Here is a 25,247-nt window from a genome sequence, read left to right as displayed (position 1 = left end):
CGACTGCCGGTCGAATCCACGGCGACCAGCTGATACACCACAGTGACCGGGGAAGTCAGTACGTGTCACTGAAGTACTCCACCGCACTGGCCGAAGCCGAGATCCGGCCGAGTGTCGGCACAGTCGGAGATTCCTATGACAACGCGCTGGCCGAGACTGTTAACGGTCTCTACAAGGCTGAACTTATCCATCCTCAAGGCCCGTGGACATCAGTAGGAGAAGTCGAGCTAGCCACCTTGCGGTGGGTGCACTGGTGGAACACCAAACGTCTTCACGAAGCATTGGGCTACGCCACCCCACAAGAAGTAGAAACCGAGTACTATCTCACCGAGCCCATCAACACAGGGCCGTAAAAGAAGCGGAACCAAACCCAGGACGCTTCAAAGGGGGTGCGACGCCTCCGCTGCGCTCCGGCGCTCGGCATAGCCGAGGCACTGCACCGGGTATTACTACTCGCTGGCGCTCGCATAACCCGGTGCCCGGCGCTGGCGCGCCGCCCCTCATAGCCCCAGACTCAGACCTCGCTCGCTCGGTCTGGCTGGGTCTACCTTTCCCTCCGCTGCGCTCCGGTCAAGGTGCCCAATAGTGCAGCTGGCGCTGCACCTTGTGTGATGACCCATGCTTTACGTCACGACACTGCCGGCAATCCGATATATCTTGTCGATATACAGTCGGATATGCCAGCATCTGTGTGTCGTGTTTGGGTCATCACGAAACGCTCCATCACGGCAAGCGTGCCGTGATGAACATCAACGTTTCTACCGACGCGGCATGATGCGGCATGCGCCGCATACCATCTGCCGTCGCGGTTGCATCTTCAGCAGCACAGCTGCTGAAATCTGCTCTGTCCACGCTGCTGTCTTTGCTGCACCCACGGCCCCGTCTTCGGCATATTTCAAGTCCACACAAGACTATGCCGGCCAGAACCGCGCATAACAGCAGCGCGACATACCGCCAGCCATGTGGCGGATGATCCAGGCGACGGGGCAGACGTGTATATGCCCCGTCGCCGATACCGGCGCAAGCATCGTGACAGTGTCACGTGTAGCGGTGCCGCAGCCACCCGCACACACGCGAAAACCCCGCCCTTGCGAGCGGGGTGTGTGGCGACATCAAACGTGACGGCTGTACGTCGTCACGCCGCGTGGCCGTACACACATGAGGTGATTGCGTGTACGGCTAAAGGGTTAGTCGGGTACAACTTCTAGATGCCGCTTCGGCTTACTGCCCTCGGTGCTCTCAGGCGTGTCGCCGTCACCGTTCTCAGGTGTATCGCTGTCCCCTTCGGTGCTGGCGGACTTGTCACCGTCCCCTTCGGTGCTGGCGGACTTGTCACCGTCGAGATTCACCTCGAACTCTTCGGCATACTTGCGCAACTGCGCAAGGCGCTCCTTTGTCGCTTTGTGTGCACGGCGCGCCTCGTTCACGGTATCTTTTGCTTGCTGCTCATCGCGCAGCGCTGCTGCGTAATCGTCTCTGAAAGACATGGTTTGTTCTCCTTGGTTGAATGAACTGTTTATTTGGACTCGGGGCACGACGGTGGAGCGCGCGTGTGTAGTAGCACGGCCATCACCCATCAGCCCTCGCACTCAGTTCAAGACCCAGCCTGACTAGCTGAGCTAAGCGGCGGGATCTCGTCGTAGGCGGGTTTGTCCGCATTAGTGCTTCACACCGCCCAGCACCGTGACGAGCTGCTGGCGCTGCTCATCTGTCAGTTGGGGCGCTGCATTCACGACGGCATCGACGAAGCCGTCGAATAGCTGCGGGGCAGGGCGGCGTGCGGCCGCGAGGTAGGCGTCGAGATCGTCTTGGCGAATCCGATAGGCGGTGCCGAAACGGTGGAATGAAAGACGGCCCTCTTTAATAGCTTTTCGCAACGTGGACTCGGAGCCGACGCCGAGATCGGCGAGTTCCTGCAGCGTGTAAAAGCGTGGCGCGACGGCGGTAGTCGTGTCCTTTTCGGACATAGAAAAACGCTCCTGGGCAGATTGATCTGTCCCGGAGCGGGGTGCTTTACCGGCTTGCTATTCAGGCGGCTTGGAGTGCCGTGCTCAACTCGCTAGAACGGTGGTCTGCCGTCCCATCGCTTTACGGGAGCGCTTACTCCCTACCTGACCGCTTTTGTGGTTGGCAATGCCGTTGCCGACCGGTCTATCTCGTCGGAGGAACCGCGCCTATCACGGTCGAGAGGCTGTCTCTTTATGAATTATCCTCGGGGTTATCCCCCGTATGCGGCTGGCTAAACCAAAAACGAATTAAAACGCCACATACGGTCTGGGGGCCATCGTACGGAACTTATGCGTCGCGCACAATAGCCTGCGACCTAATCTTTACGAATCGAACCGAGCACGTTTCTACACGCCACGTGGCACGGCTGGGGTGTTGTGGTGGGGCAGCTGTTGTGTGGCGGCATGGTGACACGCAAGGGGCGCGCCTTTTTGTGACCTGTGACACGTCTATAGTGTGCTCGTTTCGTAGTTTTGACCTCGTTTCGTAATTTGCCGATCAAAATACGAAAAAATTACGAAACGCTCTACCTGCGGTTTCGTAGAACTACGAAAATCGGAAAACCAAATTACGAAACACGCGATAACGCTGTGACCTGCACAGACACGTCACATTTCGGGGATGTTTCGTAATTTTGCGGCATTTCGACCCAAACCTTTTAAGGGAGAGACACAGACACACATTACGGGCACATGTCTACGACATAGACCGTCCTCATTGAGGGCACGCTGCAGGGGTTGTAGCTATGTGACACGGCCGGGATGCTGCGTCACGGTGACACGCAAGGGGCGCGCCTTTTTATGACCTGAGACACGTCTGTAGCGCGCTCGTTTCGTAGTTTTGACCTCGTTTCGTAATTTGCCGATCAAAATACGAAAAAATTACGAAACGCTCTACCTGCGGTTTCGTGATTTCCGCAAACGAAAAGAACAAAACTACGAAACACGCGATAACGCTGTGACCTGCATAGACACGTCACATTTCGGGGATGTTTCGTAATTTTGCGGTATTTCGACCCAAACCTTTTAAGAGAGAGACACAGACACGCATTGCAGGCACATGTCTACGACACAGAGCGTCCTCGTTGAGGGCACGCTGCAGGGGTTGCAGCTATGTGACACGGCCGGGATACTGCCACGCTGCAACACGTCCGTGGCGCGCCGTTGTGTGACACGCAACACAGGTGTTGTGTGTTCGTTTCGTAGTTTTGACCTCGTTTCGTAATTTGCCGATCAAAATACGAAAAAATTACGAAACGCTCTACCTGCGGTTTCGTGATTTCCGCAAACGAAAAGAACAAAACTACGAAACACGCGATAACGCTGTGACCTGCATAGACACGTCACATTTCGGCGGTGTTTCGTAATTTTGCGGTATTTCGACCCAAACCTTTTAAGAGAGAGACACAGACACGCATTGCAGGCACATGTCTACGACACAGAGCGTCCTCGTTGAGGGCACGCTGCAGGGGTTGCAGCTATGTGACACGGGACACAATCGCAATCAAGGTGTCTCTTCTTATTTAGATTTTCTTCAAAAAGTGGAAAAATTACGAAACGAAAACCATTTACGCTGCTCAACGTATGTTTTTGTGTTTCGTAGTTTTGTTCTTTTCGTTTACGAGATTACGAAATGACCCGCAAATACCTACCGTGACCTGCGGTGATGTGTTTCGTATTTTTCTGCGTAATTTCACGTCGCCCGAAGCAGACACCCTGCCGTGTGCTTGCTGCAGGGCTGCGGCCGTCCCTCCATGTGGAGCGTCAGTGTCGATGCTGTAACTTAAACGTACATACATTTGTGGCGCTCTCGTTACGTGTCTGTGCATTGCCGAGCTCTTTACTGTTGTGTGTGGGCGCGCAGCCGTAGTGTCCGTGCCACTCCGAGTAGGGCGCGTCGTACCCCAAACCCATGTTCAATTAAATTCCAATCCAGAGAGGTCTTGCACTGTTGCGGTGCGGTTGTCTTCTTTCTCACCGTATTGGACCCTGCGAAATTAATTGGATACGATAGGCCCATGTTGATTTCAGGTTCCGTTTTCATGCGGCCGCTCACCAGCCGCTAAGGCGGTTTTCTCCCTCCCGCAGGTTAGAAACCGCTCCGGTCCTTTAGCCGGGCGGCCATTTGCCATGCCCGGCTCCGTTTCAACTCCACGGAGCACACCTGATGTCTACATACGGATACGGCCGTCACGAACATGGCCAAAATTTTCTCACAGACCACAAGATCATCAACTCCATCGTCGATCTTGTAAAACAAACCTCCGGCCCCATCATTGAGATCGGGCCAGGAAGCGGTGCCCTCACTCACCCGATATCCCACTTGGGGAGGGCAATAACGGCAGTTGAGGTAGACGCAAAACTAGCTGCCAAACTCACAAAAAAGACCGCCTCGGCGTCGGTCGAAGTGGTCCATGATGATTTCCTCAACTTCCCGTTACCCGCCACTCCCTGCGTCATTGTGGGAAACATTCCCTTTCACCTCACCACTGCCATTCTTCGAAAGTTGTTGCATGCGCCGGCATGGACTGCCGCTGTACTCCTCATGCAGTGGGAAGTCGCTCGCCGCCGGGCCGGGGTAGGTGCAAGCACGATGATGACAGCTCAGTGGTCCCCATGGTTCACGTTTCACCTTGGTTCCCGAGTACCAAGGTCTGCTTTCCGGCCACAGCCAAACGTTGACGGGGGGATCTTAGTGATCCGCCGGGTGGGTGACCCGAAGATCCCGATAGAGCAACGCAAAGCCTTTCAGGCGATGGTGCACACCGTTTTCACCGCCCGGGGACGCGGGATAGGGGAAATTCTCCGAAGGGCAGGGTTGTTTTCATCACGTTCAGAGACACAATCATGGTTGCGCTCGCGAGGAATCGACCCCGCAACCCTACCTCCCAGATTGCACACCAGCGACTGGATCGATCTCTTCCAGGTGACTGGTTCCTCTTCACCGCGCCATCGGCCCATTTCACAATCGGGAAGTAGTCAACGCCCTCCTCAACGGAAAAATCGAGGCCGGCGGCGGTAATCCCCCCACCACCAAAACCGAAATCCACCAGTAGTAGTGAACGACCCATGTTCGTCTACCGTGAGCCGCGTTATGGCAGTGACGTGTTCTCGTCGGGCACAGTCATAGTTCCCGGCGTTGCCAGCGACAGGGTTCTACACCCAGCAGCGGGACCGATCAAAATCACCCGCACGGGGAACGACCCTGCTGGTGGTTTCGATTTTGATGAAAGCGAGGAGACATAGCCCCTCGCCAACTCCCCGTAGCTGGCGAACAGTAGCTCCTGGCGCTGGCGCTCGTTGGTGAGTTTGCGTGCCACATCGAAAGCCTTATCGACTTCCCGGTCCAAGTTGTTGTGGGCCTTGAGCAGAATTGGGTCCATCGATAACGGGTTGTAGTGCTCCGCGAGTGACCGCTGGGGGTGCCGCTCGCGTGCCCGCAGCACCAACTGTCCAGCGTCGATGATTCGCTGCTGCGCCTTCTCATCTAGTTCACACAGAGCTGGTCCGCAGTTGTAGCTCCCGATGTACTCCGAAAAACGGAAAAAATAAATAGTGGGGATACATCAACCTTCCACTTTCCATTCTTCCGGCTCAGAGTATTGAGGGGTCTGGGACCGGGTCCGTAAACCCTTTATGTTTTTCGCGCACAGCGGTTCTTAGCGACGCACCCTATAGGTTTTCCGCAGAACCTATATGTGTTTCTGTGCACCCCCATATGTTGTCTGTTTCTAGCGGTATTTCGTTGTACTTTGCGCATCGAATAGTTATTTATCGACGACACTCCGTTGAATTCAAATTTAATGTGTAACGCGGAGCGTTAATGACGTTTCGCGTTATTGGGGGGGAGGTTGAAGAGCGCTGTCTCTAACTCCGGTTTTCGTTCGGCCTCGGTCCATTCCGCTACCTCGTGTGTAGAATCTGCAAGCGGTATCGGGCCGTTGAACTATTAGGTTCACCCACAGTTCCCGTGCCTGCACGCATCGAGAAGGACCAGGTGGTGAACTCGAATGACTCGCCTGGTCCAACGTGTGTGCGCTCGGCGCGTGGTTTAACTCTTATAAGACTTGCCGGTCACAGCCTCAGCGTTTCGCTCGTGCAGCCCGCAGGCCGTTCAAGATCACGATGACTTCAGCGACTTCGTGAACCAACACGACGGCGGCCAGGCCCAGCACACCGCTGATCGCCAGTGGCATCAACACGATGATGATGGCCAGAGACAGCACGATGTTCTGGTTGATGATCCTGCTGCCTCGGCGGGCGTGCTGCAGCGCCTGCGGGATCAGCCGGAGGTCGTGGCCAGTGAAGGCGACGTCAGCGGACTCGATCGCGGCGTCAGAGCCGGTTGCTCCCATCGCAATGCCCACCGTCGCGCCCGCCAGTGCCGGCGCGTCGTTGATGCCGTCGCCGATCATCGCCGTCGGCGTCTTGGAGGAAAATTCGGCGACGATGCTTGCCTTGTCCTCAGGGCGCAGCTCGGCGCGCACGTCGTCGATTCCGGCGATTTCAGCCAGCGCCCGGGCGGTGCGAGTGTTGTCGCCGGTGAGCATGCTCACTTCCACATCGTTGGCGCGCAGGGTCTGCACGGCTTCGGGAACCTCGGGACGCAGCTCGTCGCGGACACCGATCGCTCCGGCGAGAGCGTCATCGACGGTGACTAGGACGCAGGTCTGGCCTTCGGACTCCATGCGCTCAACGTCTGCCTTCAGTGGCCCGGCGTCGATCCACCGGGGGCTGCCCACCAGCACCCGTCGGCCTTCGACGGTGCCGCTGATGCCGTGCCCGGCTTCCTCGCTGATGTCCTGGGCGGCGGGCGCTTCGGGCCCCGCTGCCGCGATCGCCGCGGCGAGGGGGTGCGTCGATTGCTGCTCAACTGCCGCCGCGAAAGTAAGCACCTGCGCCCGATCAAACCTGTCTGCCGGGACCACGCCGGTAACCTCGGGCTGGTTGCGGGTGAGGGTTCCGGTCTTGTCCACCGCCAGGTGACGGATGCCGCCGAGCCGCTCGAACGCCGCGCCAGACTTGATGACCACGCCGAACTGGCTGGCCGCGCCGATCGCGGCCACGACCGTCAGCGGCACGGAGATTGCCAGCGCGCACGGCGACGCTGCGACCAGAACCACCAACGCACGGGTGATCCACGTCTCGGGGTCGCCCAGCAGCGAGCCGATCACGCCGACTAGCACCGCCAGGATCATCACCCCGGGCACTAGGGGTTGGGCAATCCGGTCGGCGATCCGGGCGCGGTCGCCCTTTTCCGCCTGCGCCTGCTCGACCAGGTCCACGAGTGTGGTCAGCGAGTTGTCCGTTCCAGCTGCGGTCGTCTGGACTTCCAGCACACCGGCGGAGTTGATCGCTCCCGCGGGCACCTCGTCGCCGGGCGCAACCTCCTCCGGAATGGATTCTCCGGTGATCGCTGAGGTGTCAAGGCTGGAGCGCCCAGACCGAATGATGCCGTCCGTGGCGATCCGCTCTCCGGGGCGCACGAGCATAAGCTCGCCAGCCGCGAGGTCCTTCGCTGCGACCTCGACCGACGTGCCGTCGCGCAGCACCGTCGCGGTCTGCGGTACCAACTTCAACAGTGCCCGCAGTCCGCCCTGCGCCCGGTCCATCGCCTTGTCTTCCAGCGCCTCGGCGATCGAGTACAGGAACGCTAGCGCCGCGGCCTCTCCGACGTAACCGAGGATTACCGCGCCGACCGCGCTGATGGTCATCAGCAAACCAATGCCGAGCTTGCGCTTCGTGACAAGGTTTCGGATCGCGTCGGGCGCGAACGTATACGCCCCTAGCAGCAGGCCGACCCAGAACAGTACTGTCGCGGGTGTCGCTAGCCCGGACCAGCCCAGCGCCAGGCCTACGCAGAGGGCTACGCCGGAGAAGATCGGCAGTAGCAACTCGGGGTCCTTCCACCATGGCCGATCGAGTTCTTCGATCTCCGTGGCGGGTTCGTGTTCGCATCCACACGCCGAGCTCATGCGTCCTCTCCCTTCTCGCCGCAGCCGGGCACCGAGCACTCAGGGTCGATGCACGGGGCGTTTTCGTCGACAGCCAACGTCGCGTTCACCAGCGCGTTGAGCGCTGCCGCGAGGTGCGGATCGGCGATTTCGTAGCGTGTCTTGCGGCCCTCCGGCTCGGCAACGACGATGCCGCAGTCACGCAGGCAGGTCAGGTGGTTCGAGACGTTTGAGCGGGTCAGGCCCAGGTCGCGCGAAAGTACGGCCGGGTAGCTCGGGCCGTCGAGTAGTGTCATCAGGATTCTGGAACGCGTCGGATCCGCCATGGCCCGGCCGAGCCGGTTCATGACGTCGAGGCGTGAAGCAATAGTCAGCATGTGCTGAACAATACATCGTGTGCTGAACTATTCAAAGTGTGATGAACTGACAGTTACGCGAAGGTCCTGCGACCTGCAAGAATTAGTCGATGGGATAGCAGATGACTGATCCTTTGTGGTTCGGCTGCCACCCAACGCGGGAGCGACGTGGGCGGCGAGGTTCTCGAGAAAGTAACTTTGCAACTACATACCGTCGAGTTTAAGTTCAATGTGTAGCTAGGCCCCGGGGTTACCCACGCAGAACTCGTTGCCTTCCGGGTCCTGCATGACAGTCCACACCAATCCCGGCGCCTCGTGGGTAGTGAGTTCGGTAGCGCCTAGGTCTTTGAGGCGTTCGATAAAAGTTTCGCGCTCCGCCCCGCCAACGTCGATGTGCATGCGGTTTTTCCCAGGTGTCGGATCCTTAACGCGCTGAAATCCCAGCGCCGGGGTGGAATCAACCATCACAAAATCGCCGTAATCCGCGGCGATTTCGCAACCGGTTGCGGCGGACCAAAACTCGGCGAGCTTTGAGGGATCGTTGCAGTCGAAGGTGATCTGCCGGATCGTGAAATTGGGATCGCTCATGAGCATCATTTTAGGGGCGGGGCTTAAAATGCGCTGTCTGGTGTACGAGCGGAGTTAGAGCCTTCCGGCCTAATGGAGTGTTTTGTATCGCGAGGTTTTCTCCCGCGAGAAAGTAGGAACTCGATCTCGTAGCCATTTTCGGCTTCGGTGCCCCAAGTATCAACCTGATCTTCACTGATCGGCTTCCCTTGTATTGTCTTCACGGTAGTCACCGTAATGCGGAAACGGTGTTGTTGCGTAGGGTGGGAGTGTACTTGCATTCGGGTGAGCTAAAGCTTAACGTTGTGCGTTATTGACGCTTTGCGTTATGGGGGGATAGGGTAAGGCATGATCCAGTCGTTCGGGAACCGAGAGACCGAGCTGGTATTCCTGCGTGAACCAGTTCCGAAACTGGATCCTCGGATCCATAAGTCGGCGAACAAGAAGCTCCACCAGCTCGACGCTGCTGTATCCCTTGACTCTCTTCGCGTACCGCCCGGGAATCGCCTAGAGGCTCTCAAGGGAGATAGGAAAGGGACGTTTAGTATCCGAGTGAATAACCAGTGGAGAATTACATTCCGCTGGAAGGGCGCAGGGCCCGAACATGTGACCATTGAGGACTACCACTAAGGAATGCCATGTCGAACAAGCTGTACCCGCCGATTCATCCTGGGGAGATTCTCTTAGAAGACTTCATTGAGGGATTCGGAATCACTCAGCACAAGCTTGCTGTGTCTATCGGGGTTCCGCCCCGTCGCATTAACGAGATTGTGCACGGCAAACGTGGAATCACGGCTGACACCGCTCTTAGGCTCGGAAAATATTTTGGGGTGGAGCCGATATTCTGGATGAATCTGCAGAACCAGTATGAGATTGAGCTGGCGGAAGATAAGGCCCTCGCCGAGATCGAGCAGATTCAACCGATCCAAGCTGTCTCGGCGTAGCGCCTAATCCACGTCCCCGGAGCCTATCGGGACGTATCGCGCGAGGAAATCCAGCTGCTGCGCCACGTTGCGCTCGAAGGCGTCGCCGACGTAGATGTCGAAGTGCCCGCCGGGCTGCATGCGAACCTCTCCCTTCGGGGCCTTCCGCACGTGCCGCAGGGTGGGGCGCGGCGGCGCCAGCGAATCGTCCTCGCACACCGCGAGGTGCGCGGGGCACTGGATTCTGCGGGCGTCGCGGCCGGGGAAGTAGCGCACGATGTCGGCGCCGAAGCGGGCGGTGATGCCGGGTGGGGGCTGGTCTCCCGGCGGGATCAAGGCCTCGATGCCCGCAATCGAATCCGGCGAGGTCATCAACGCCGTCGTGCCGGGCTCGCCGTACGCGGGCAGTAGCACCGGCTCCACGCCGCGCCACCCGGCTACAATGTCGCGGACAGCAAGCGCGGCAATCTTGGCCAACACCTTCGGCGGGAGCGCAAATGTCGACGCGAACCCGTTGGTGAACGGGCACTGGGAAATCACGGCCACAACCCGCGGGTCGCGTGCGGCGGTGCGGATGACGTGCCCGCCGGCGAACGAGGTGCCCCTCAGGACGATCCGGTCCGGATCGACGCCGTCGAGCTGCCGTGCGTATGTAATTGCGTTGCGCCAATCCTCCAGTTGGCGGCGCACCGAAAGCAGCTGCCGCGGCTCGCCTGCACTGGCACCGAAGTGCCTGTAGTCGAACACCAGGCAGCGGTAGCCGGCGCTGCTGAAGCGTTCGGCGAAGGCGTCGAGACGCATCTGGCGCACCCCGCCGAGGCCGTGCGCCATCACAAGCATCGGCCCCGAGGCGGGAGCCGAGTCGGGGACATACAGCCACGCGGCGCAGGAGCCGCCCCCGGAGGGGAAGGACACGTCGGTTCTTGGCATAACCCGAGTCTAGGGCGGGCTCTAGGGAATCTGGGGTCGCTTGCGAGTGGATTTCAGCTCCGAGTGACGCTTCTTCGCCTCTCGGCGGCGCCGCACCGAGCCTCGGGTCGGCTTAGTTTTCCGTCGCGTGGGAGGCGGTGGAGCGAGCGCCTCGCGCAGCAGGGCAGCCATGCGTTCCCGTGCCTCGGCGCGGTTGCGGACCTGCGACCGTTGGGTCGAGGCGGTCACGGTGAGTACGTTGCCGTGCAGTCGGTGCTCGAGGTTGCGTAGGATGCGGCGGCGTTGGGCGTCGGAAAGCGATGCGCATTCCGCGATGTCGATGGAGAGCTGCACCTTGCTGTCGGTGGTGTTGACGCCCTGGCCACCCGGCCCCGATGACTTGGCGAACTGCTCCGTGAAATCGGCGGCGGCGATGACCACACCGCCGGGGATTCCCGGACCGGGCGCGAGAGTCAGGTCTTTCATGCCAACACCCTACGTGTTTACGTCAGTCTTGTTGCACCGCAAGTCTCAGCGACCGAACTGCCAGTAAATCTCATCCATCGTGAACCTCTTACCGGAGTCAATCTCAACGGCTGAGCGAAGTTCCTGCAGGTCCTGAAGGTCTTCGATTCTTTCCGCGATGGCGGATCGAGCAAACTCGGAAACAGTTACGCCCTCAGCACGCGCAAGCTTCGTTACGAGTGATGCTTCCTCGCTGCTCAAATGGATTCTCAGGAACATAACTGCTACCGATCTCGTGGAGAAAACCTCTACGCCTTCTTCTCGTCTCGACGGAAACGGAAACCGCGTCGCGTCGTGCGGGATTCTGTCGCAGATTGATCTTCGTCGCCGGTCGACTCGAGCGCTTTTTGCTCCCCCCGCTCCCGTCGCGCTTCGATTTCTGCGGCCTTTGCAAGCAGCCGGTCGTCGTTCATGTCGCGAATTTTCTTGGTGGCTTTTTGTGCTTGATCCACCGCCGATTGGCGGGCGCGGTTCGCAGCATCGACGGTGTCGCCCGCTAGCGACACCACAGATTGACGCCATCCCTGGACGTGGAGACGCTCTGCGTCTTCTACGCCCATCCGCAAATGCTGTGCAAACGCACTAATAATGTCGTGAATTTCGTTCGCGTGCGCGGTGATGTGGCGAGCACGAATCGGGTTTGTGGCCCAGACCTGATTGCTCAACTTGGCTGTCTCACGGACGGCTGTATCCATCTCGAGCAGACGTCGGGTGGTCGATTCCAACTGATCCTTGCGCGCGTCGTGGATTCCCTCTCGGTGAGAATCCAGCTGGCGGGGCTCAAACTCATTCACGTGGGCGATCTCCAAGACATACATCCGATCATGGAGGTAGATGCTCCGTGCAGCCACACCCAGCCAAAGCGGCAGATCGCCTTTCAACCGAGCTAGGAGGGTTTCAAGTTTCTTGGAGTTGTTCTTCTGCTTCCGGAGCTGATAAGCGGCGTCATCGAGTTGTTCGATGGCGTAAGACTCGATGCCGTTGAGCGCTGATCCGAGGTGGTCGACCTTCGACCAAGTAGTTGAGGAGACGCTACTGCTGCGCCGGTAAAGTTCGTCCGCTTCTTCAATCGTGTACTGGATACCCCCAAGCTGCGCTAGTGCGTTAACCTTGCGCTGCCGGAGGAGAGTATCGAGCTTCTCATCGATGACCTCTAAATACTTTTTGATTTCAGCAATTGCTGCCTCAATTGCGGCCTGAGCTGCGATGCCAGCGGCGGTCGAAGCCATGGCGGGCGAAAACTTCACCTCTTGAAACGAGGTGTGTTTGAAGAATCGACTTGGATTGTCAGCGAGCCCGAGGTCGCTTCGGCGTAGGACCCCAGGAACCGGTCCAGACGACGTGCGATGCTGGAGCAGCTTCGCAGTTTCGTCCGTTGCCTTGTAATACTTGCCGGATTTGAACTGCCGGTTGGAAATCGTGCTCAGCACATTGTTTGCGTGGAAAAGCACTTGAGGGGATATAGGCTCGAGCGTGGATGAGTTGTTCGAGGGGAAACTGTCTTCATCGCTAAGAAGCAGCAGACCGTCTCCGTCTGCAAGGAAAGCCAGTTCTTTGCTCGTATTCTCCATACATAGAAACTGTAGTACTGACTGGCAATAGATATGTTGAGATACAACCCGTAGTTGCTAGCCCTATCGGCTTTGGCATCCCTTGTATCAGTCACACACAGGAAAGAGGATGACATGAACGAACAGGCAAAGTTAGAGCGGGTCTTCGCTTACCCTTTTGGCGACATTTACGGCAACTACGTGGCCAAGGTCGAGAGGAAAGGCCACACACGCGAGGAGCTCGATGACGTTCTTGGCTGGTTCACGCTCCTTGAACCGAACGAGCTGCGGGCCGCCGCGGACTCGGGAAAGACGCTGCGCGAATTCTTCGCCGACCTCACGCTCACCCCGAATGCCGACCTGATCACCGGCAAGGTGTGCGGGGTGCGCGTGGAGGAGGTCGAAGACGAGCTCATGCGCCAGATCCGCATGATGGACTTGCTTGTCGACGAGCTCGCGCGCGGCAAGAAGATGGAAAACATCAAGCGCGGCGAGTAGGTGAATAAAGGACCTGATCCGCTTAGACGGGGCAGATGACGGGGACGCCAGAGTCGCTGAGGATCTTGGCGCGGATGCCGTAGACCTCATCGAGCAGGTCCGGGGTGAGCACCTCGGTCGGTGCGCCCTGCGTGACGCGCTGCCCGGCCTTCATGACGAGGAGCTCGTCGCAGTAGCGGGCCGCGAGGTTGAGGTCGTGGATCGCCACGATTGCCAGCTTGTTGGTACCGGCGATCTCCTCGCGGATCAGTCGCAGGACTTCCACTTGGTGGCGGAGGTCGAGGGCGGAGGTGGGCTCGTCGAGAAGCAAAATGCTCGGTTCACGCACGAGCATCTGCGCAATGCCAACCAGCTGTCGTTGGCCGCCGGACATCGCGGTGATCATGCGGTCGGCCAGGTGGGAGATGTTGAGGCGTTGCATGACGCGCGCGGTGGCGTCGACGGGGTCACCGCTTGTGCTGCCGCCGTGGTTGGCGGAGATCATGATGGACTCAAACGCCGTCAGCGACGCGCCGGAGAGTAGGTCTTGGGGGACATAACCGACGTGGTTTGGGCGGTCCTTGTCCTTGACTTCCTGGCCGTCGATGGTGACGGTGCAGGAGCCGGATGCGGCTTTCTTTACACCGGCGAGAGTCTTCACCAGGGTTGACTTGCCGGCAGCGTTGGGACCCAGCAGCCCGACGACTTTGCCGCCGTCGAGCGGGGCGAAGCTCATGGCGTCGATGATGGTGTTGCGGCCGTACTGGACGGTGAGGTCATCAGCCTGAATAGTCATGGCGTTATCCTTTCCGCTGGGCGCGGGTGAAAATCAGGAAGACGAAGAACGGGACGCCGACGAGCGCGGTGATGATGCCGATCGGGATGGCCACCCCGGGGATGATGGACAGCGAGACCGCGTACGCGATGCTGAGCAGCATCGACCCGGCAGCTGCCGCGGCGGGGAGGAAGAACTTCTGGTCCTCGCCGACGAGCATGCGGGCGACGTGCGGGCCGACCAGCCCGATGAAACCGATGATGCCGGTGAACGCGACCGAGGCCGCGGCCAGCACAGAGGCGACGATGAGGGTAGTGATGCGCAGGCGCTGCACGTCGACGCCGAGTGCGGCGGCGCGGTCCTCACCCAGACGCAGCGCGGTGAGCCGCCACGCGTTGACGATGCAGAAGGGGATCGCGCAGACGATGACGGCGGCGAGGATGATGTTGGCGGTCCAGTTGGCGCGCTGCAGCGAGCCCATGGTCCAGAAGACGATCTGTTGCAGCGCCTCGGTGTTTGCGCCGTACTGCAGGAGCGAGAGGAGCGCCTGGAAGAGGAAGGACAGCGCGATGCCGAGCAGGATCATCGACTGCGCGTTCGCGCCCTTCCACACCGAGGCGGCAGCGACGATGAGCGCCGCGATCAGCGCGGTGAGCGCGGCCATGGTCGCCAGGTTGAACTGCGGGTTGGGGATGAGGACCCAGCCCATGACGATCGACACCGCTGCGCCGAATGCGGCCGCCGCAGAGATACCGAGGGTAAACGGCTCGGCGAGCGGGTTATCCAGGATGGTCTGCATCTGCCCGCCCGCGAGGCCCAGCGCGGCGCCCACGAGGACGGCCATCACGGCCGCGGGCAGCCGCAGCGTCCGGATGACGGTCCGAGTCTGATCGTCGACGCTTTCCGGGTTGAAGACGGCGTTCCAGACGTCGGCAAGCGACAGGTTCAGCGGGCCGACGATGATGGCGATGAGGAAGCTCACCGCCGCCGCGATAATCAGGCCCACGATCGCAAGTGCTTTTCGACGCCCACGCTTCCGGTACGAACGAATCGCGTCGTTCCGGGCGGTTTCCGCCGAGGCCGGGGCGTCTGCCCCGGCGCGCTCTGCGCCGTTGGGGTCGATCTGTCGAAGGGCTGTTGAAGTGGTCATTTACGAGGTTTCACTGTTGGGGTCGGCGAAAAAGGCGCCGCTGTATTCGTAGGGGAGGAAGTCCTTGTGGAACTGCTCGAAGTCTGCTGCCGGGTCCATGTCCTCGAACTCCTCCGGGTGGAGCCACTTGGCAAAGGCCTCGAGTGCGAACACGTTGAAGGGGTTGTCGTAGAACTGGTGGTACACGGCAAAGTAATTACCGTTCTTCGGCGCGTCAAGCAGGTCAATGCCCGGGATCTTCAGCGGGCCGGAGCAGGACTCGATCGCGGTCTGTTCGTCCGCTTGGTAGCCCAGCTCGACGTGGTGGTAGGACTCGGACTTCGACGGGTCGCTTGCCCACTCGCCACCGGTGACGATGAGCTTCTCGGGGTTGATCTCTACGAGCTTTTCTGGCGTCAGCTGGGTGGAATCCGTGCCGAGCACCTCCGGGCCGAGGTTGTGGCCGCCCGCGGCCGTGACCAGGGTGCCGAGGTGGACGTCGCCAGCGACAGAGCAGCAGTCTTGGAAGCCGGCCGCGGTCCACACCAGCGTGTCTGGGCGGTCCTCGATGTTGGCTACGCGGTCTGTAATCGTCTTCACCTTCTCGTCGTAGAAGGCGTTGAACTTCTCCGCGCGCTCCTGCTGGCCCAAGAGCTCGCCCAGCATGGTCATCGATACGGTGGTATTTTCCAGCGGCTTCTGGCGGAAGTCGATGAACGCGTACTTGATCCCCAGCGCGTCGAGGTTGGAGAGGAAGCCGTTCTCCTCGCTTGCCTTCTTTTGGTCGAGCGTCATGATGATGACGTCCGGCTTTTGGGCGAGGAGGTTCTCAGCGGTGACGTCGCCCTTCTGGATGGAGCCGATCATTGGCATATCCTTGGCTTCGGGGTAGTCCTCGAGCAGCTTTTCCTGCAGGGCCGGGGCCGCCTTGTTGAGGTCGTCGCCGTACGCGACCACGTTGTTGAATGGGTTGTCCTGCAGGGTCGCGGTGGCGTACACCGCGCGGCCCTCGGCGAGCACGATTCGCTCGGGGCGCGCCTCGAAGTCGAGCGTGCGCCCGGCGGCGTCGGTGATGTGGACGGCGTCCGCGCTCCGTGCGGCGGACGAGGAGGCGTTCTGCGTCTCGGTCACCGCGGCGGTGTTGTCGTCGCTTCCAGAGCAGGCGGCGAGCCCGAGGACCGTGGCTGCGGAGACAAGGAGTGCTCCGGCGCGTTGGAAAAGTTTCAACTGCAGACCTTTCTTGCTTTAGGTAAGGCTCGCCTTTGCAAGCACTCCTTCTAAAGTAAGGCAAACCTTTCTTTGGGTCAACCCCCTGGTTTTCATTGTGCAATCCAATTCTTCTCACCGGCCTGAGCGGTGGCCAACGGGCGACCGACGATCCACGGATGTAGCGTTGTGCCGGCTGTATGAAACCCGAAAGAATAGGAGAGGAAACTCAAGTGGATCGCGTGCGTGATTTCACGTTCGGCGCAAGACAGCAACCGAACTACTCCTGGTGGAAACCGTTGGCCGAAATGCTCACCGTGATCGTCATGGTGATCGCGATGACAGTGGTCGTCGGGCTCTCGCTCGAGGCGGCGGGGCTCGACACGTCATCTCCGGACGTCGACGGCTGGTTTACCTACGCCACCGTGATCGTCGAGATTATTGCGGTGCTCGTGGCAGTCACACTGGTGGGGCGCCGCTCCGCGGCTTCGGTGCTGTGGAGTGGGAAAGCGCTGCGGCCGCTCACGCTCGTCGCGGCATATCTGTTGGCGTTTGCCGTCATAGCCGTCACGCTGGGACTGATCAGCGTCTACGCGTTCGGCTCGTCGTGGGACAATGCGTTTGCAGGCTTTTCCAGTACGTTCCCGCTCGAGCTCGTGGCGATTCTGCTTGCCGCGCTTGCCGAGGAAATGCTGTTCCGCGGGCTTGTGTTCCAGGCCTTTACCGCGTGGACGCGGCACCCGCTCGTCGGCGCGATCGCCGCTGCGCTCCTGTTCGTTGCCGTGCACCCCGCAGCTTGGAGCGAACCCCTCGCATTCGCACACTTCTTCCTCGATGGCCTGCTCTACGCCTGGCTCGCCTGGTATTTCAACGGCATCGGCATTGCCGTCGCGGCGCACGCGGCGTGGAATACTGCGGCCAGCCTGCAGGACTACGGGGTGCCGTTATCGCTGGGCGGGACCGCAACGCAGTTCGTCGCGGCGGCGCTCGCGGTGGTCGTGCTCACCGTTGCGTTCCGTCGAGCACGGCGCCCCCTGCGCCCGTAACCTCCTCCGCCGGGCAACACCGGCGCTGTGCGTCTACGCTTGGCCGCATGGCAATTCACACATGCACCTATATCGCATTCCCCGGCAACGCTCGCGCGATGCTTGAGTTCTACCACTCCGTCTTCGGTGGCGAGCTCCGCATCCTCACCTACGGCGAGCAGCTGGACAACGGCGTGCAGTTCCCGTTCGAACCACCCCGTGACAAGGTCGCGCACGCGTTGCTGCGCGGCCCGTTCACCATCTCCGGCGGCGACGACCTCGAGCACGACCGCGAGCAGCTCGGCGCCAGCGAGTACGGCTTCACCGTCGAAGCGGACTCGCCCGAGGAGGCAAAGAAGCTTTACGACGCCCTCGCTGCAGACGGCGGCGAGGCGCGCATGCCGTTCGCCCAGGCGCCGTGGGGCGAGCACTTCGGCATGGTGGTCGACCGTTTTAACGTCGCGTGGAACGTCACCGCCCCGGGCGGCGACAACGGCGCCAACGCTGCGCAGGCGTAGCGCGGTTGCGATTGGACAGCGGGGCGGGGGTTGCCGTCGCGGGGGTTGACCGGGCGGGGAGCGTCGCAAAGCTCCTGCGCGACTTCAACGCGGAGTTTGCTACACCGTGCCCGGAGCTGGGCACGCTCACGCGGCGGTTCGCAGAGCTCATCGCTGGGGACCACGGGTACGTGGTGCTCGCGGAGTGGCCCGAGCCCGTCGGATTCGCGCTGCTGACGCTGCGCCCGAGCCCGTATTACGACGGCCCGATCGCAACGCTCGATGAGCTCTACGTGCGGCCCGAACTCCGGGGGAGGGGCATTGGCACCCGGCTCATGGACTGCGCGGAGGCTGAGGCGCGCGCACGGCACGTGGGCGAGGTGCAGATCAACGTGGACGCCGTTGATTTCGGTGCCCGCCGCTTCTACGAGCGGCGCGGATACACCAACATTGAGCCGGGCCAGGACGTGGACATGCTGTGCTACATCCGGGAGTTTGGCTCGCCTGCCGGCACTGCGTAGCGATTCGCGGCCGTGCCGTACCCTTGGGCACCATGGCCACGAAGTACAAATTCTCCCTTCCGAATCGCAACTGGGTCCAGGCGACCACGCCCGCGAACATGGACTTCCTCCTCGCCCGTGCGGCCGAGGCGGAGCAGTCCGTGTTCATGCCGCCGACCATCAGCGGGCTGACCGCGGCGCTGGCGGAGGACGCCGACATGCAGGCGGTGATGAAGGACAACCTCGCCCGGCTCGAGCAGGCGGGGCAGAATCCGCGCGTGGAGCAGGGGGAGGTTAGCCCCGACGGTAATGCGGGCCTGCAGCAGGTGACGCTGTCCGCCTCGGCGGAAGACGGCACGCGCGGCGAGGTCGCCCAGCTGCAGAACTACCTCATCTTGCGCGAGCAGGGCGGCGCGCAACGGTGGGTGGTCATGCTCGCGCTCACCGCGGACGTGGGCCGGATCCAGGAGCTCGCCCCGGAGTTTCAACAGCTCCTCGATTCGGTCGAGTTTGTCTAACTCGGGAAACGATCAACTGGAATGTCCTCGCGCTCGCCGGAAAACATCCTGTTGCGCCTCCCCGACACGGAGGAGGAGCAGGTCCGCAGGATCTTTGACGCGCTGGAGCAGCGGGGATTCCCGCGCCAGCACCAGCGTCCCCATATCTCAGTGACCTTTGCACCACGGATGCGCCAGAGCGTGGTAGAAAGCGCGGCGGCGCTGCTGCCGCCACTGCTCCCCGCGAGACTGGATCGGGTGGGCACCGTCGTCTTTGGTACCAAATCCAAGCAGACGGTCGCGTGGTTACTCGAGGCGCCGGAGGCGCTCGAGCGCGCCGCCCGGCAGCTCAGCGCAGAGAACCCTGGTGGGCGAGGGGAGCGGTGGGTACCGCACCTGACGCTGGGGCTGCGCCTACCAAAGGCAATGGTGCCCGGGTATATCGGGGCGCTCGCCGAGGTGACGAACCCGCACCTCAGGGCGCTGACTGCGGATCGGGCTGTGTACTACCGGCCGACTGTTGGCCAGGACCTGCAGTTTTAGGGAGCACCACGGTCGGGTACTTGCGTACGTAGCCGATCGCGATGATGACCAGCGCCGCGGCCGCGCCCAGAATGGTCTCAGCCGTGCGGGCAAGCAGCATCGGCGCGACGGGGGCAGCCTGCACCGTCTGGATCATCAGCAGCGCGGTTGGGGTGATGAAGCTGCCGGCGATGGTGTAATTGCGGGTCACGTACATCTCGGTGAGGTACTGCAGCACGATGATCCACACCACGACCTGCCACCCCTGCATCGGGTGCGAGAGCAGGAAGCCCGCGACCAGGATGCCCGACAGCGTGCCCAGCACGCGCTCGATCGCGCGGAAGTACTGCACCTTGAACCGCGAGTTCACCAGCGGCGCGACCGCGGCCACCATCGCCCAGTAGAAGTGCGAGAGGGGGTCGATGAGCATCACCGAGAACAGTCCGATCACGCCCGCGAGGAGCGGGGAGAAGAAGAAACGAGCGGCCTCAACGCGCAGCCGCTTGCGGGGCACGGGGCCGGCGTCGGGGGCGCGCGACGGGCGCTCGGGGGCCTTCGCGTTGCCGCCGGGACCCTCGCCGATGTACTGGGAACACTGGCCGAGTGCCAGGCAGAGCAGCGCCGAGCTGCCCGCGATGCCGAACGCCATGAGCGGGTGCACCGGGTCGCGCAGCGAGCCGACTGCGGCGACCGAGAAGATCACAAAGACGGAACCGGTCGGCTTCATATCGGCCGCGAGCGCAATCGTCGCCCACACCGAGGACACCAGCGAGCTGACCAGCAACAAGATCCAGGGGCTGAGGCCCAACCAGGCAATTGTTGCGCCGATCGTCACCGACAGGGTCAGCGCGCTCCCGGCCAGCAGATGGTGCTTGCGCCGCACCTGCGGGGTGGCGTGGCGGCCGTACACGCCGGTGAACGCGCCGAAGTTTGCGTAAATTGCCAGGTCAAGTCGTCCAAGCGCCAGCAGTGTAAACATCGGGATCGCCACGCCGAGCGCGGTGCGGAACGCGGGAATATGGTCGCGCTTCGCAGGCCCCATCTGAAACAGCGGGCTGAAATGGTGCAACGTTGGCCTCCTGTCGCTTCGCTTCGGGAACTCGCAACACTGTAATCAGTCGCGGAGTGGGGCGCACTCGTTGGCGTCGATAAGCAAGGCCCCGTCGAGCGCAATGCTGCTTGTCGACGCCCCCACGACCACATTCCCGTACCCCCGACCCTCGGAGCGAGCGGCGGTGTGGCCGAAGACGAGTTCCAGGCCGGCGAGCTCGGCGCGGGTGCGCGGCAACCCCTCCGTGTCGCCGATGTTGGCCATGAATAGGCCACCAGGGCGCAGGGCGCGCCGCGCGGCGGTGAAGAACTCGACGGTGGTCAACGCGCGGGGCGTGTCCGGCCCCGCGAAGACGTCGCGGACGATCACGTCGACGGAGCCGGGCGCAAGCGCGTGCGTGAACGCCCGGGCTTCTGCAACCGCGAGCTGCACCGGCGGGTCGAACGCCCAGCGCACGAGGTCGGCGAGTGCGCTGTCCAGCTCGACGGCAACGTTGGTGGAATCCGGGTAGCGTTGTTGGAGAAACGATGCGAATGTGCAGCCCGCGGCGCCGAGGTGCACGGCGGTGAACGGGCGCGGGAGGTTGCCGGCCGCCTCGTGCGCGCTGATGAGCTGGGCGAACCAGCGAATGTAGTCGTACTCCAGCACCTCGGGCGCGCCGGGGACCACGTAGGAAGACGGGACGTTGTTGACCTCGAGGGTGTAGCCACCGTCGCGGGACGGGTCCGCCACGATCGCGGCGGTGCCCGTGTCGATGGAATAGGTGCCGGTGATGTGCCGTTTCTCGGCGCGCGGCTTACCGCGGCCCATGTGCATCACCGGCAGTCATGAGCGGAGTGGCCTTAACGCTTGGCAATCGGTCCGAGCACCTGGTCGACCTGCTGTGGCAGAAGCAGCGCGATGAGGCTGCCCAGGCCGGCGAGGCCGGCGAGCGCAACCGGCAGGATCCAGGCGAGGTCCGCGGCGGAGCTGCCTGCGGGGGCTGGGGTGCCCGGCTCGTCGGCGTCCTGCGCCGGTGCGACCTCGACCGGGACGGTCGCGTCGGTGCCCGCGTCGGTGGTGACGTGCAGTTCCTGGGGACCGGACATGTCATCCGGGACGTCGAGAGCCACGGTCGCCTTGCCCTTTTCATTCATCCCCTCCGGGCCGTAGGCCGGGTCGATGTCTGCGGTTGCCGTCGCATCGCCGAGCGAGACGGTGACCTGCTTCGCGGTCTCGCCAAGTGTGTACTGCAGCGAGGAGAGGTTGATCGTCGCGGACGTGCCCGCGGTCAGCGGGGCGTCCAGGTGCACGCCGACGTTGGACTGGCCGCCGCGCGGGGCCTTCGCCTTGTCTGCTCCGAGCGCCTCGACGAGGGCGTTGAGGTCCAAGTAGCCCAGGCTGGCCGGTGCGGTGCCGCGAGTGAACGCCTCAAAGTGGTCGCCGCCGCCCAGGATGAAGGTGGAGCCGGCGATGACGTACTTCTTCGCCGGGTCGATCGGCGCGCCGTCGACGGTGACCGAGGTGATGCGCGAGCCCTGCGGCGCCTCCGGGTCGTAGGTGTAGGTGACGTTGTCGGACACACCGAGCGCGGCGAACGGCATGGAGTCGCCGTCGCGCCACTGCTGCTCGAGCGCGTCGACGAAGTCCTTGCCCGTGATCTCCACGTAGGTGTTCTCGCCGCCGAACGGCTGGACTGCGAAGGCGTCGGCGTAGGTCACGTCGCCCTGCTCCAGGTCCGAGCGCACGCCGCCCGCGTTCATCACACCGATGTCGGGCGTGATCGCGGAGTTCTGGTCCACGCCCCAACGGGTGATCTCCGCGACGAAGTTGTTCAGCTGGGATTCCACGCCCACGGAGGAGCCGGATTCCTTACCTTCCTTCGCGCCGCGGTAGAAGGCGGTGCCCGCATTGCCGACGATGCGCTCGCCCTCCGCGCCAGCTTTCTCCTCGGCCTGCTGCATGATGGCGTCGACCTCCGGTTCGGGGGTGTCGCAGGCGCGGATAGCGTCGGCGTCGAGAAGCTCTGCGTGCTTGACGGTCGCCTTCTTGGTCGCGCGATCGAAGGAAAGATCGACGTTGGCCAGGTGCTTGCCGTACTCGCCGGCCTGGATGACTACGGGACTGGTCTGACCGGGCTCGATGACCTGGTGGGTGTGGCCGAGGAACGCGAGGTCGACGTCTTTGCTGAAGTCGTCCGGCCCGAGGTTGCCCTCGTGCACGAGCGCGACGACAACGTCTGCCTCGCCGGAGTCCTTCAGCTTTTTCGCCAGCGCGTTGGTGGTCTCGACCGGGTTATCCCAGGTAATGCCCTTGATGTTGTCGGGGGAGACCAAGTTCGGCATGTCGTCGGTCACGGTACCCACGAAGGCGACCTTCACGCCGTCGAGCTCCTCGACCGTGTAGTCCTTGACGCCGTCGATGGTGTGGGCGTTCGCGCCCAGGTAGTCAAAGTCGGCCTGCTTGACCACGCGCTCCTCGACGTCCGATGCGCCGTGGTCAAACTCGTGGTTACCAATCGCGGAGACTTTTAGCCCCATGAGATTGAGCAGGTCCAGCGTCGGCTGGTCATCCAGCAGCATCGACTCGAAGGGAGAGGCGCCGATGTTGTCGCCCGCGGAGGTGAAGATGTGGGTCTTGCCCTCGGCGGCCTTGTCCACGGAGCACTTCAGCGCCGCCGCGCCGGGCACCTTGTCGGTGGGCTTCCAATAACCGTGGAAGTCGGTGATGTTGGAGATGGTGAACTCTGCGGTGTCATCGGCAGCGAGCGCAGCGGGCGCCAGCGAGACGGCGAGCGCGGCGGCTGTGGTGGTGGCGAGGAGTTGGACGTTGCGGCGGAAGCGCACGGGTCGGGCCTTTCTGACGAACTGGTGGGAGCAGCACAAAACGCTGCCATAAAACTTAGAAAGCCTTGCTTTCCGCAGGGTGTCTTGCCGGTAAATTTCGGGTGACCGTTAGGGGCTTGGTGCTTATCGACGTCCCGCTGCCGAGACTCGTACGCGCCTAGAGTTCAGTGACCTCGTAGTCTGCTCCTTCGGAGGTGAACCTGAGTGACCCGAGTGGGTAGCTCACGTCACTTGGCCACGACAACGTGCTGGGATCGAGCGAAACTTTCACGCGCTTGCCCACGTACTGTGCCCACTCAGTGCCGGCCTCATGATTTCCGTAGGAGGTGATCTCCGAGTACCCCAAACGCATGTACTCCGTAGTTTGCGTCACCGGCCCCCGCGACCCGCCCTTGTTTGCCGAGATATCCTGTGGGCCATCGAAGTGCAGCACCCAGTACTTGCTGCCGGATTCAGGCGCTGACGGATCATCAGCGCCAGCTTGGGCCAGTGCTTCCTCGATGGTGAGCTCCTCGACGGTGCCCACGAACTCACCTTCGCCGAGAACCATGTCATCCGCGGGAGCTTCATCTTGCGCACCTTCTGCCGGGGCTGCTGCCGCAGGTGCCCCCTGCTGCAGCGCCGACGGATCGGTCGTCGAGGTCCATGTGATCTGCTGGTACTTCTCCGGGATGGCATCGATGTGGGCTTCCTCTGGGGCACCAACCTTGGTCAACGTGTCGCCGTCGACGGAGTAGAGCTGGAAGTTCGCATCCGGTTGGGTGGAGTAGTGGTCCTCCTGGTAGAGGCCGTTTTGCGACGCGGACGCGAACACCGCAGCGCGGCTGCCGCCAGCGGAGCGCACCCCGTCCAACAACACCGGCGACGAGGGGCGGGCCTTGCCCTCCTCATCCAGGTGAAAGACCAACACGGGCGCGAACTCGCGCGAGTCCTTCTTCAGCAGCAGCTCGGGCGTCCCGTCGCCGGTTGCTTCGATCAGGGCGTAGCTGTACTTGCCCGTGGGCTCTACCAGCGCGTCGGTGTCAAATGCGTACTCGTCCGGGTGCGCGATGACGTTCTCGTACTCGCTCTTCCAATCGCCCTCGCCGGACTGCTGCGAAGAGCTGGGTTCCTTCGCCCACTCGGGGAAGTCCTCGGGATCGACCTCGGACCCGTCCGGGTTCACAAAGGTCGTGGACTTCACCACGACGGTTTCGCGCTCCCCGTCGCCGGAGCTGCAGGCGGTAAGGGAGACGGCGGTGAGCGCAGCAACGAGAAGCGCGCTCGTGGGGGCAGGAAGGCGTCGAAGGTTCACACGCCACAGTGTACAAGCAGCCTGTACACATGTTGGTGCGTTGAGGGGAGTCTACTTGCCCAGCTCCTTGCGGCGCTCGTAGGCGATGCGGAGTCGCTCCGCCCGCTCCGACTTATCCTTCTTCTCTATCTCTTCGAGCACGTCGTACTCTTCATCGGAGATTCCGGCGATGGTGTAAACCGCGAGTGCCGCAATGGCCGCGACCGGCCAGGCGACCCAGGCCAGCGACACGTGGAAGGCGAACTGCAGCAGGAAAAACACGGCCGCACCGCAGCTGACGATGGCGCCTGCAGCAATATCGCAGTTGCGCTTCACCTTCAGCTTTCGCTCGAGCTCCGCCTCGCGCGCTGCGTTTACCGAGGGGGAATTGTCGCGCTGCTCGAGGATGCCGCCGCTGGAGGGGTGCGGGAGGTCGCTGAAAAGCGCAGCGAGCTCACCGCGAGTGGTTGCGGACGCGGCGCGGGCGGTGCGGGCGTCGAACTCGGCGACGTCGAGGTAGCCGTCGGCGAAGTGCTCGCCGAGGCGGTCGAGGGCGGAGGTACGCTCTGGGTCGCCGATACGCATCTCGGGACTCTCGGCCACGGGGACATCCTTTCGTTCGGGAACTGCTTCCGACACCCTAACTTAAGGCGTGTATTGCAGCCCACCGAGCCTTATCG

General features: G+C 62.0%; 28 protein-coding genes. 10 read left to right on the top strand and 18 right to left on the bottom strand.

Translation table 11 applies throughout. The features are described 5' to 3' along the window. On the top strand, nt 1-353 hold a 353-nt coding region (locus CKJ82_RS03630), incomplete at its 5' end, for an integrase core domain-containing protein (protein ID WP_165765366.1). Between the two features lie 834 nt (nt 354-1,187). Here CKJ82_RS03630 and CKJ82_RS03625 read toward each other — a convergent pair. Together CKJ82_RS03625 and CKJ82_RS03620 are read right to left on the bottom strand one after the other, a co-directional pair. Beyond that, a complete protein-coding gene (locus tag CKJ82_RS03625; RefSeq protein ID WP_024058949.1) occupies nt 1,188-1,487 on the bottom strand; it encodes a hypothetical protein in 300 nt (99 codons plus the stop codon). A 171-nt stretch (nt 1,488-1,658) separates the two neighbouring features. After that, a complete protein-coding gene (locus CKJ82_RS03620) occupies nt 1,659-1,967 on the bottom strand; it encodes a helix-turn-helix domain-containing protein (protein ID WP_024058948.1) in 309 nt (102 codons plus the stop codon). Between the two features lie 2,206 nt (nt 1,968-4,173). Between CKJ82_RS03620 and erm the strand changes: the two genes are divergently transcribed. Further along, a complete protein-coding gene (gene erm / locus CKJ82_RS03615) occupies nt 4,174-5,028 on the top strand; it encodes a 23S ribosomal RNA methyltransferase Erm (RefSeq protein WP_016456425.1) in 855 nt (284 codons plus the stop codon). A 70-nt stretch (nt 5,029-5,098) separates the two neighbouring features. Here erm and CKJ82_RS11985 read toward each other — a convergent pair whose 3' ends face one another. The 4 genes from CKJ82_RS11985 to CKJ82_RS03595 form a co-directional block, all read right to left on the bottom strand. Then, on the bottom strand, nt 5,099-5,506 hold the full coding sequence (locus CKJ82_RS11985; RefSeq protein WP_425319843.1) for a type IIL restriction-modification enzyme MmeI: 408 nt from the start codon (nt 5,504-5,506) through the stop codon (nt 5,099-5,101). A gap of 582 nt (nt 5,507-6,088) precedes the next feature. After that, the gene (locus CKJ82_RS03605) at nt 6,089-7,981 is read right to left on the bottom strand and encodes a heavy metal translocating P-type ATPase (protein WP_005291011.1); all 1,893 of its coding nucleotides are present in this window, start codon (nt 7,979-7,981) and stop codon (nt 6,089-6,091) included. After that, complete coding sequence (cmtR, locus tag CKJ82_RS03600) at nt 7,978-8,337, bottom strand: Cd(II)/Pb(II)-sensing metalloregulatory transcriptional regulator CmtR (protein ID WP_005291009.1); 360 nt, start codon at nt 8,335-8,337, stop codon at nt 7,978-7,980. The genes CKJ82_RS03605 and cmtR overlap by 4 nt, the downstream gene beginning before the upstream one ends. A 216-nt stretch (nt 8,338-8,553) precedes the next feature. Next, complete coding sequence (locus CKJ82_RS03595; RefSeq protein ID WP_095537048.1) at nt 8,554-8,904, bottom strand: VOC family protein; 351 nt, start codon at nt 8,902-8,904, stop codon at nt 8,554-8,556. Between the two features lie 327 nt (nt 8,905-9,231). Between CKJ82_RS03595 and CKJ82_RS03590 the strand changes: the two genes are divergently transcribed. Together CKJ82_RS03590 and CKJ82_RS03585 are read left to right on the top strand one after the other, a co-directional pair. Beyond that, on the top strand, nt 9,232-9,513 hold the full coding sequence (locus CKJ82_RS03590; RefSeq protein ID WP_095537047.1) for a type II toxin-antitoxin system RelE/ParE family toxin: 282 nt from the start codon (nt 9,232-9,234) through the stop codon (nt 9,511-9,513). A gap of 8 nt (nt 9,514-9,521) precedes the next feature. Next, nucleotides 9,522-9,827, top strand: a complete 306-nt coding sequence (locus CKJ82_RS03585) for a HigA family addiction module antitoxin (RefSeq protein ID WP_095537046.1) — start codon at nt 9,522-9,524, stop codon at nt 9,825-9,827. 3 nt (nt 9,828-9,830) lie between these two features. Here CKJ82_RS03585 and CKJ82_RS03580 read toward each other — a convergent pair whose 3' ends face one another. From CKJ82_RS03580 to CKJ82_RS03565, 4 genes are read right to left on the bottom strand one after another with little or no spacing between them, the layout of a single operon-like run. Beyond that, complete coding sequence (locus CKJ82_RS03580) at nt 9,831-10,736, bottom strand: alpha/beta hydrolase (RefSeq protein WP_205691370.1); 906 nt, start codon at nt 10,734-10,736, stop codon at nt 9,831-9,833. Nucleotides 10,737-10,757: 21 nt separating this feature from the next. Continuing rightward, nucleotides 10,758-11,201, bottom strand: a complete 444-nt coding sequence (gene arfB, locus CKJ82_RS03575; protein WP_095537044.1) for an alternative ribosome rescue aminoacyl-tRNA hydrolase ArfB — start codon at nt 11,199-11,201, stop codon at nt 10,758-10,760. A gap of 45 nt (nt 11,202-11,246) precedes the next feature. Beyond that, on the bottom strand, nt 11,247-11,459 hold the full coding sequence (locus CKJ82_RS03570; RefSeq protein WP_095537043.1) for a DUF6290 family protein: 213 nt from the start codon (nt 11,457-11,459) through the stop codon (nt 11,247-11,249). 29 nt (nt 11,460-11,488) lie between these two features. Beyond that, complete coding sequence (locus CKJ82_RS03565; RefSeq protein ID WP_095537042.1) at nt 11,489-12,811, bottom strand: hypothetical protein; 1,323 nt, start codon at nt 12,809-12,811, stop codon at nt 11,489-11,491. 114 nt (nt 12,812-12,925) lie between these two features. Here CKJ82_RS03565 and CKJ82_RS03560 point away from each other — a divergent pair, with 114 nt between their 5' ends. Further along, nucleotides 12,926-13,288, top strand: a complete 363-nt coding sequence (locus tag CKJ82_RS03560) for a DUF2200 family protein (protein ID WP_095537041.1) — start codon at nt 12,926-12,928, stop codon at nt 13,286-13,288. A 22-nt stretch (nt 13,289-13,310) separates the two neighbouring features. Here the strand turns inward: CKJ82_RS03560 and CKJ82_RS03555 are convergent, their stop codons facing one another. Genes CKJ82_RS03555 through CKJ82_RS03545 form a run of 3 tightly spaced genes read right to left on the bottom strand, consistent with a single transcriptional unit; the run spans nt 13,311 to nt 16,398 of the window. Continuing rightward, the gene (locus tag CKJ82_RS03555; protein WP_095537040.1) at nt 13,311-14,063 is read right to left on the bottom strand and encodes an ABC transporter ATP-binding protein; all 753 of its coding nucleotides are present in this window, start codon (nt 14,061-14,063) and stop codon (nt 13,311-13,313) included. 4 nt (nt 14,064-14,067) lie between these two features. Continuing rightward, nucleotides 14,068-15,192, bottom strand: a complete 1,125-nt coding sequence (locus tag CKJ82_RS03550; protein WP_095537039.1) for a FecCD family ABC transporter permease — start codon at nt 15,190-15,192, stop codon at nt 14,068-14,070. Beyond that, nucleotides 15,193-16,398: an ABC transporter substrate-binding protein gene (locus tag CKJ82_RS03545; protein ID WP_095537038.1), complete on the bottom strand. Its 1,206-nt coding sequence runs from the start codon at nt 16,396-16,398 to the stop codon at nt 15,193-15,195. A gap of 221 nt (nt 16,399-16,619) precedes the next feature. Here CKJ82_RS03545 and CKJ82_RS03540 point away from each other — a divergent pair, with 221 nt between their 5' ends. From CKJ82_RS03540 to CKJ82_RS03520, 5 genes are read left to right on the top strand one after another with little or no spacing between them, the layout of a single operon-like run. Next, on the top strand, nt 16,620-17,423 hold the full coding sequence (locus CKJ82_RS03540) for a CPBP family glutamic-type intramembrane protease (RefSeq protein WP_165765365.1): 804 nt from the start codon (nt 16,620-16,622) through the stop codon (nt 17,421-17,423). A gap of 47 nt (nt 17,424-17,470) precedes the next feature. After that, nucleotides 17,471-17,920 carry a VOC family protein gene (locus tag CKJ82_RS03535; RefSeq protein WP_095537036.1) on the top strand — a complete coding sequence of 150 codons (450 nt, stop codon included), beginning with the start codon at nt 17,471-17,473 and terminating at the stop codon, nt 17,918-17,920. 11 nt (nt 17,921-17,931) lie between these two features. Further along, nucleotides 17,932-18,420, top strand: coding sequence for a GNAT family N-acetyltransferase (locus CKJ82_RS03530; RefSeq protein ID WP_095537035.1), 489 nt, complete (start codon nt 17,932-17,934; stop codon nt 18,418-18,420). A gap of 32 nt (nt 18,421-18,452) precedes the next feature. Further along, nucleotides 18,453-18,917, top strand: coding sequence for a hypothetical protein (locus CKJ82_RS03525; protein ID WP_133064006.1), 465 nt, complete (start codon nt 18,453-18,455; stop codon nt 18,915-18,917). 21 nt (nt 18,918-18,938) lie between these two features. After that, nucleotides 18,939-19,439: a 2'-5' RNA ligase gene (locus CKJ82_RS03520; protein WP_095537033.1), complete on the top strand. Its 501-nt coding sequence runs from the start codon at nt 18,939-18,941 to the stop codon at nt 19,437-19,439. Here the strand turns inward: CKJ82_RS03520 and CKJ82_RS03515 are convergent. The 5 genes from CKJ82_RS03515 to CKJ82_RS03495 form a co-directional block, all read right to left on the bottom strand. Beyond that, the gene (locus CKJ82_RS03515; protein WP_133064005.1) at nt 19,372-20,487 is read right to left on the bottom strand and encodes an FUSC family protein; all 1,116 of its coding nucleotides are present in this window, start codon (nt 20,485-20,487) and stop codon (nt 19,372-19,374) included. The two genes, CKJ82_RS03520 and CKJ82_RS03515, sit on opposite strands and share 68 nt — an antisense overlap. 45 nt (nt 20,488-20,532) lie before the next feature. Next, on the bottom strand, nt 20,533-21,279 hold the full coding sequence (locus CKJ82_RS03510; protein WP_165765364.1) for a spermidine synthase: 747 nt from the start codon (nt 21,277-21,279) through the stop codon (nt 20,533-20,535). A 32-nt stretch (nt 21,280-21,311) separates the two neighbouring features. Beyond that, nucleotides 21,312-23,294, bottom strand: a complete 1,983-nt coding sequence (locus tag CKJ82_RS03505) for a 5'-nucleotidase C-terminal domain-containing protein (RefSeq protein WP_095537031.1) — start codon at nt 23,292-23,294, stop codon at nt 21,312-21,314. 157 nt (nt 23,295-23,451) lie between these two features. Then, on the bottom strand, nt 23,452-24,588 hold the full coding sequence (locus CKJ82_RS03500) for a PQQ-binding-like beta-propeller repeat protein (RefSeq protein WP_095537030.1): 1,137 nt from the start codon (nt 24,586-24,588) through the stop codon (nt 23,452-23,454). Between the two features lie 51 nt (nt 24,589-24,639). After that, nucleotides 24,640-25,170 (bottom strand): DUF1707 SHOCT-like domain-containing protein, encoded by a 531-nt coding sequence (locus CKJ82_RS03495; RefSeq protein WP_095537029.1) that lies wholly within the window; start codon nt 25,168-25,170, stop codon nt 24,640-24,642. Between the last annotated feature and the right edge of the window lie 77 nt (nt 25,171-25,247).

The organism is Corynebacterium gottingense (genome assembly GCF_002285125.1).
Lineage (GTDB): Bacteria > Actinomycetota > Actinomycetes > Mycobacteriales > Mycobacteriaceae > Corynebacterium > Corynebacterium gottingense.
This window is presented reverse-complemented; position numbering and strand designations above follow the sequence as displayed.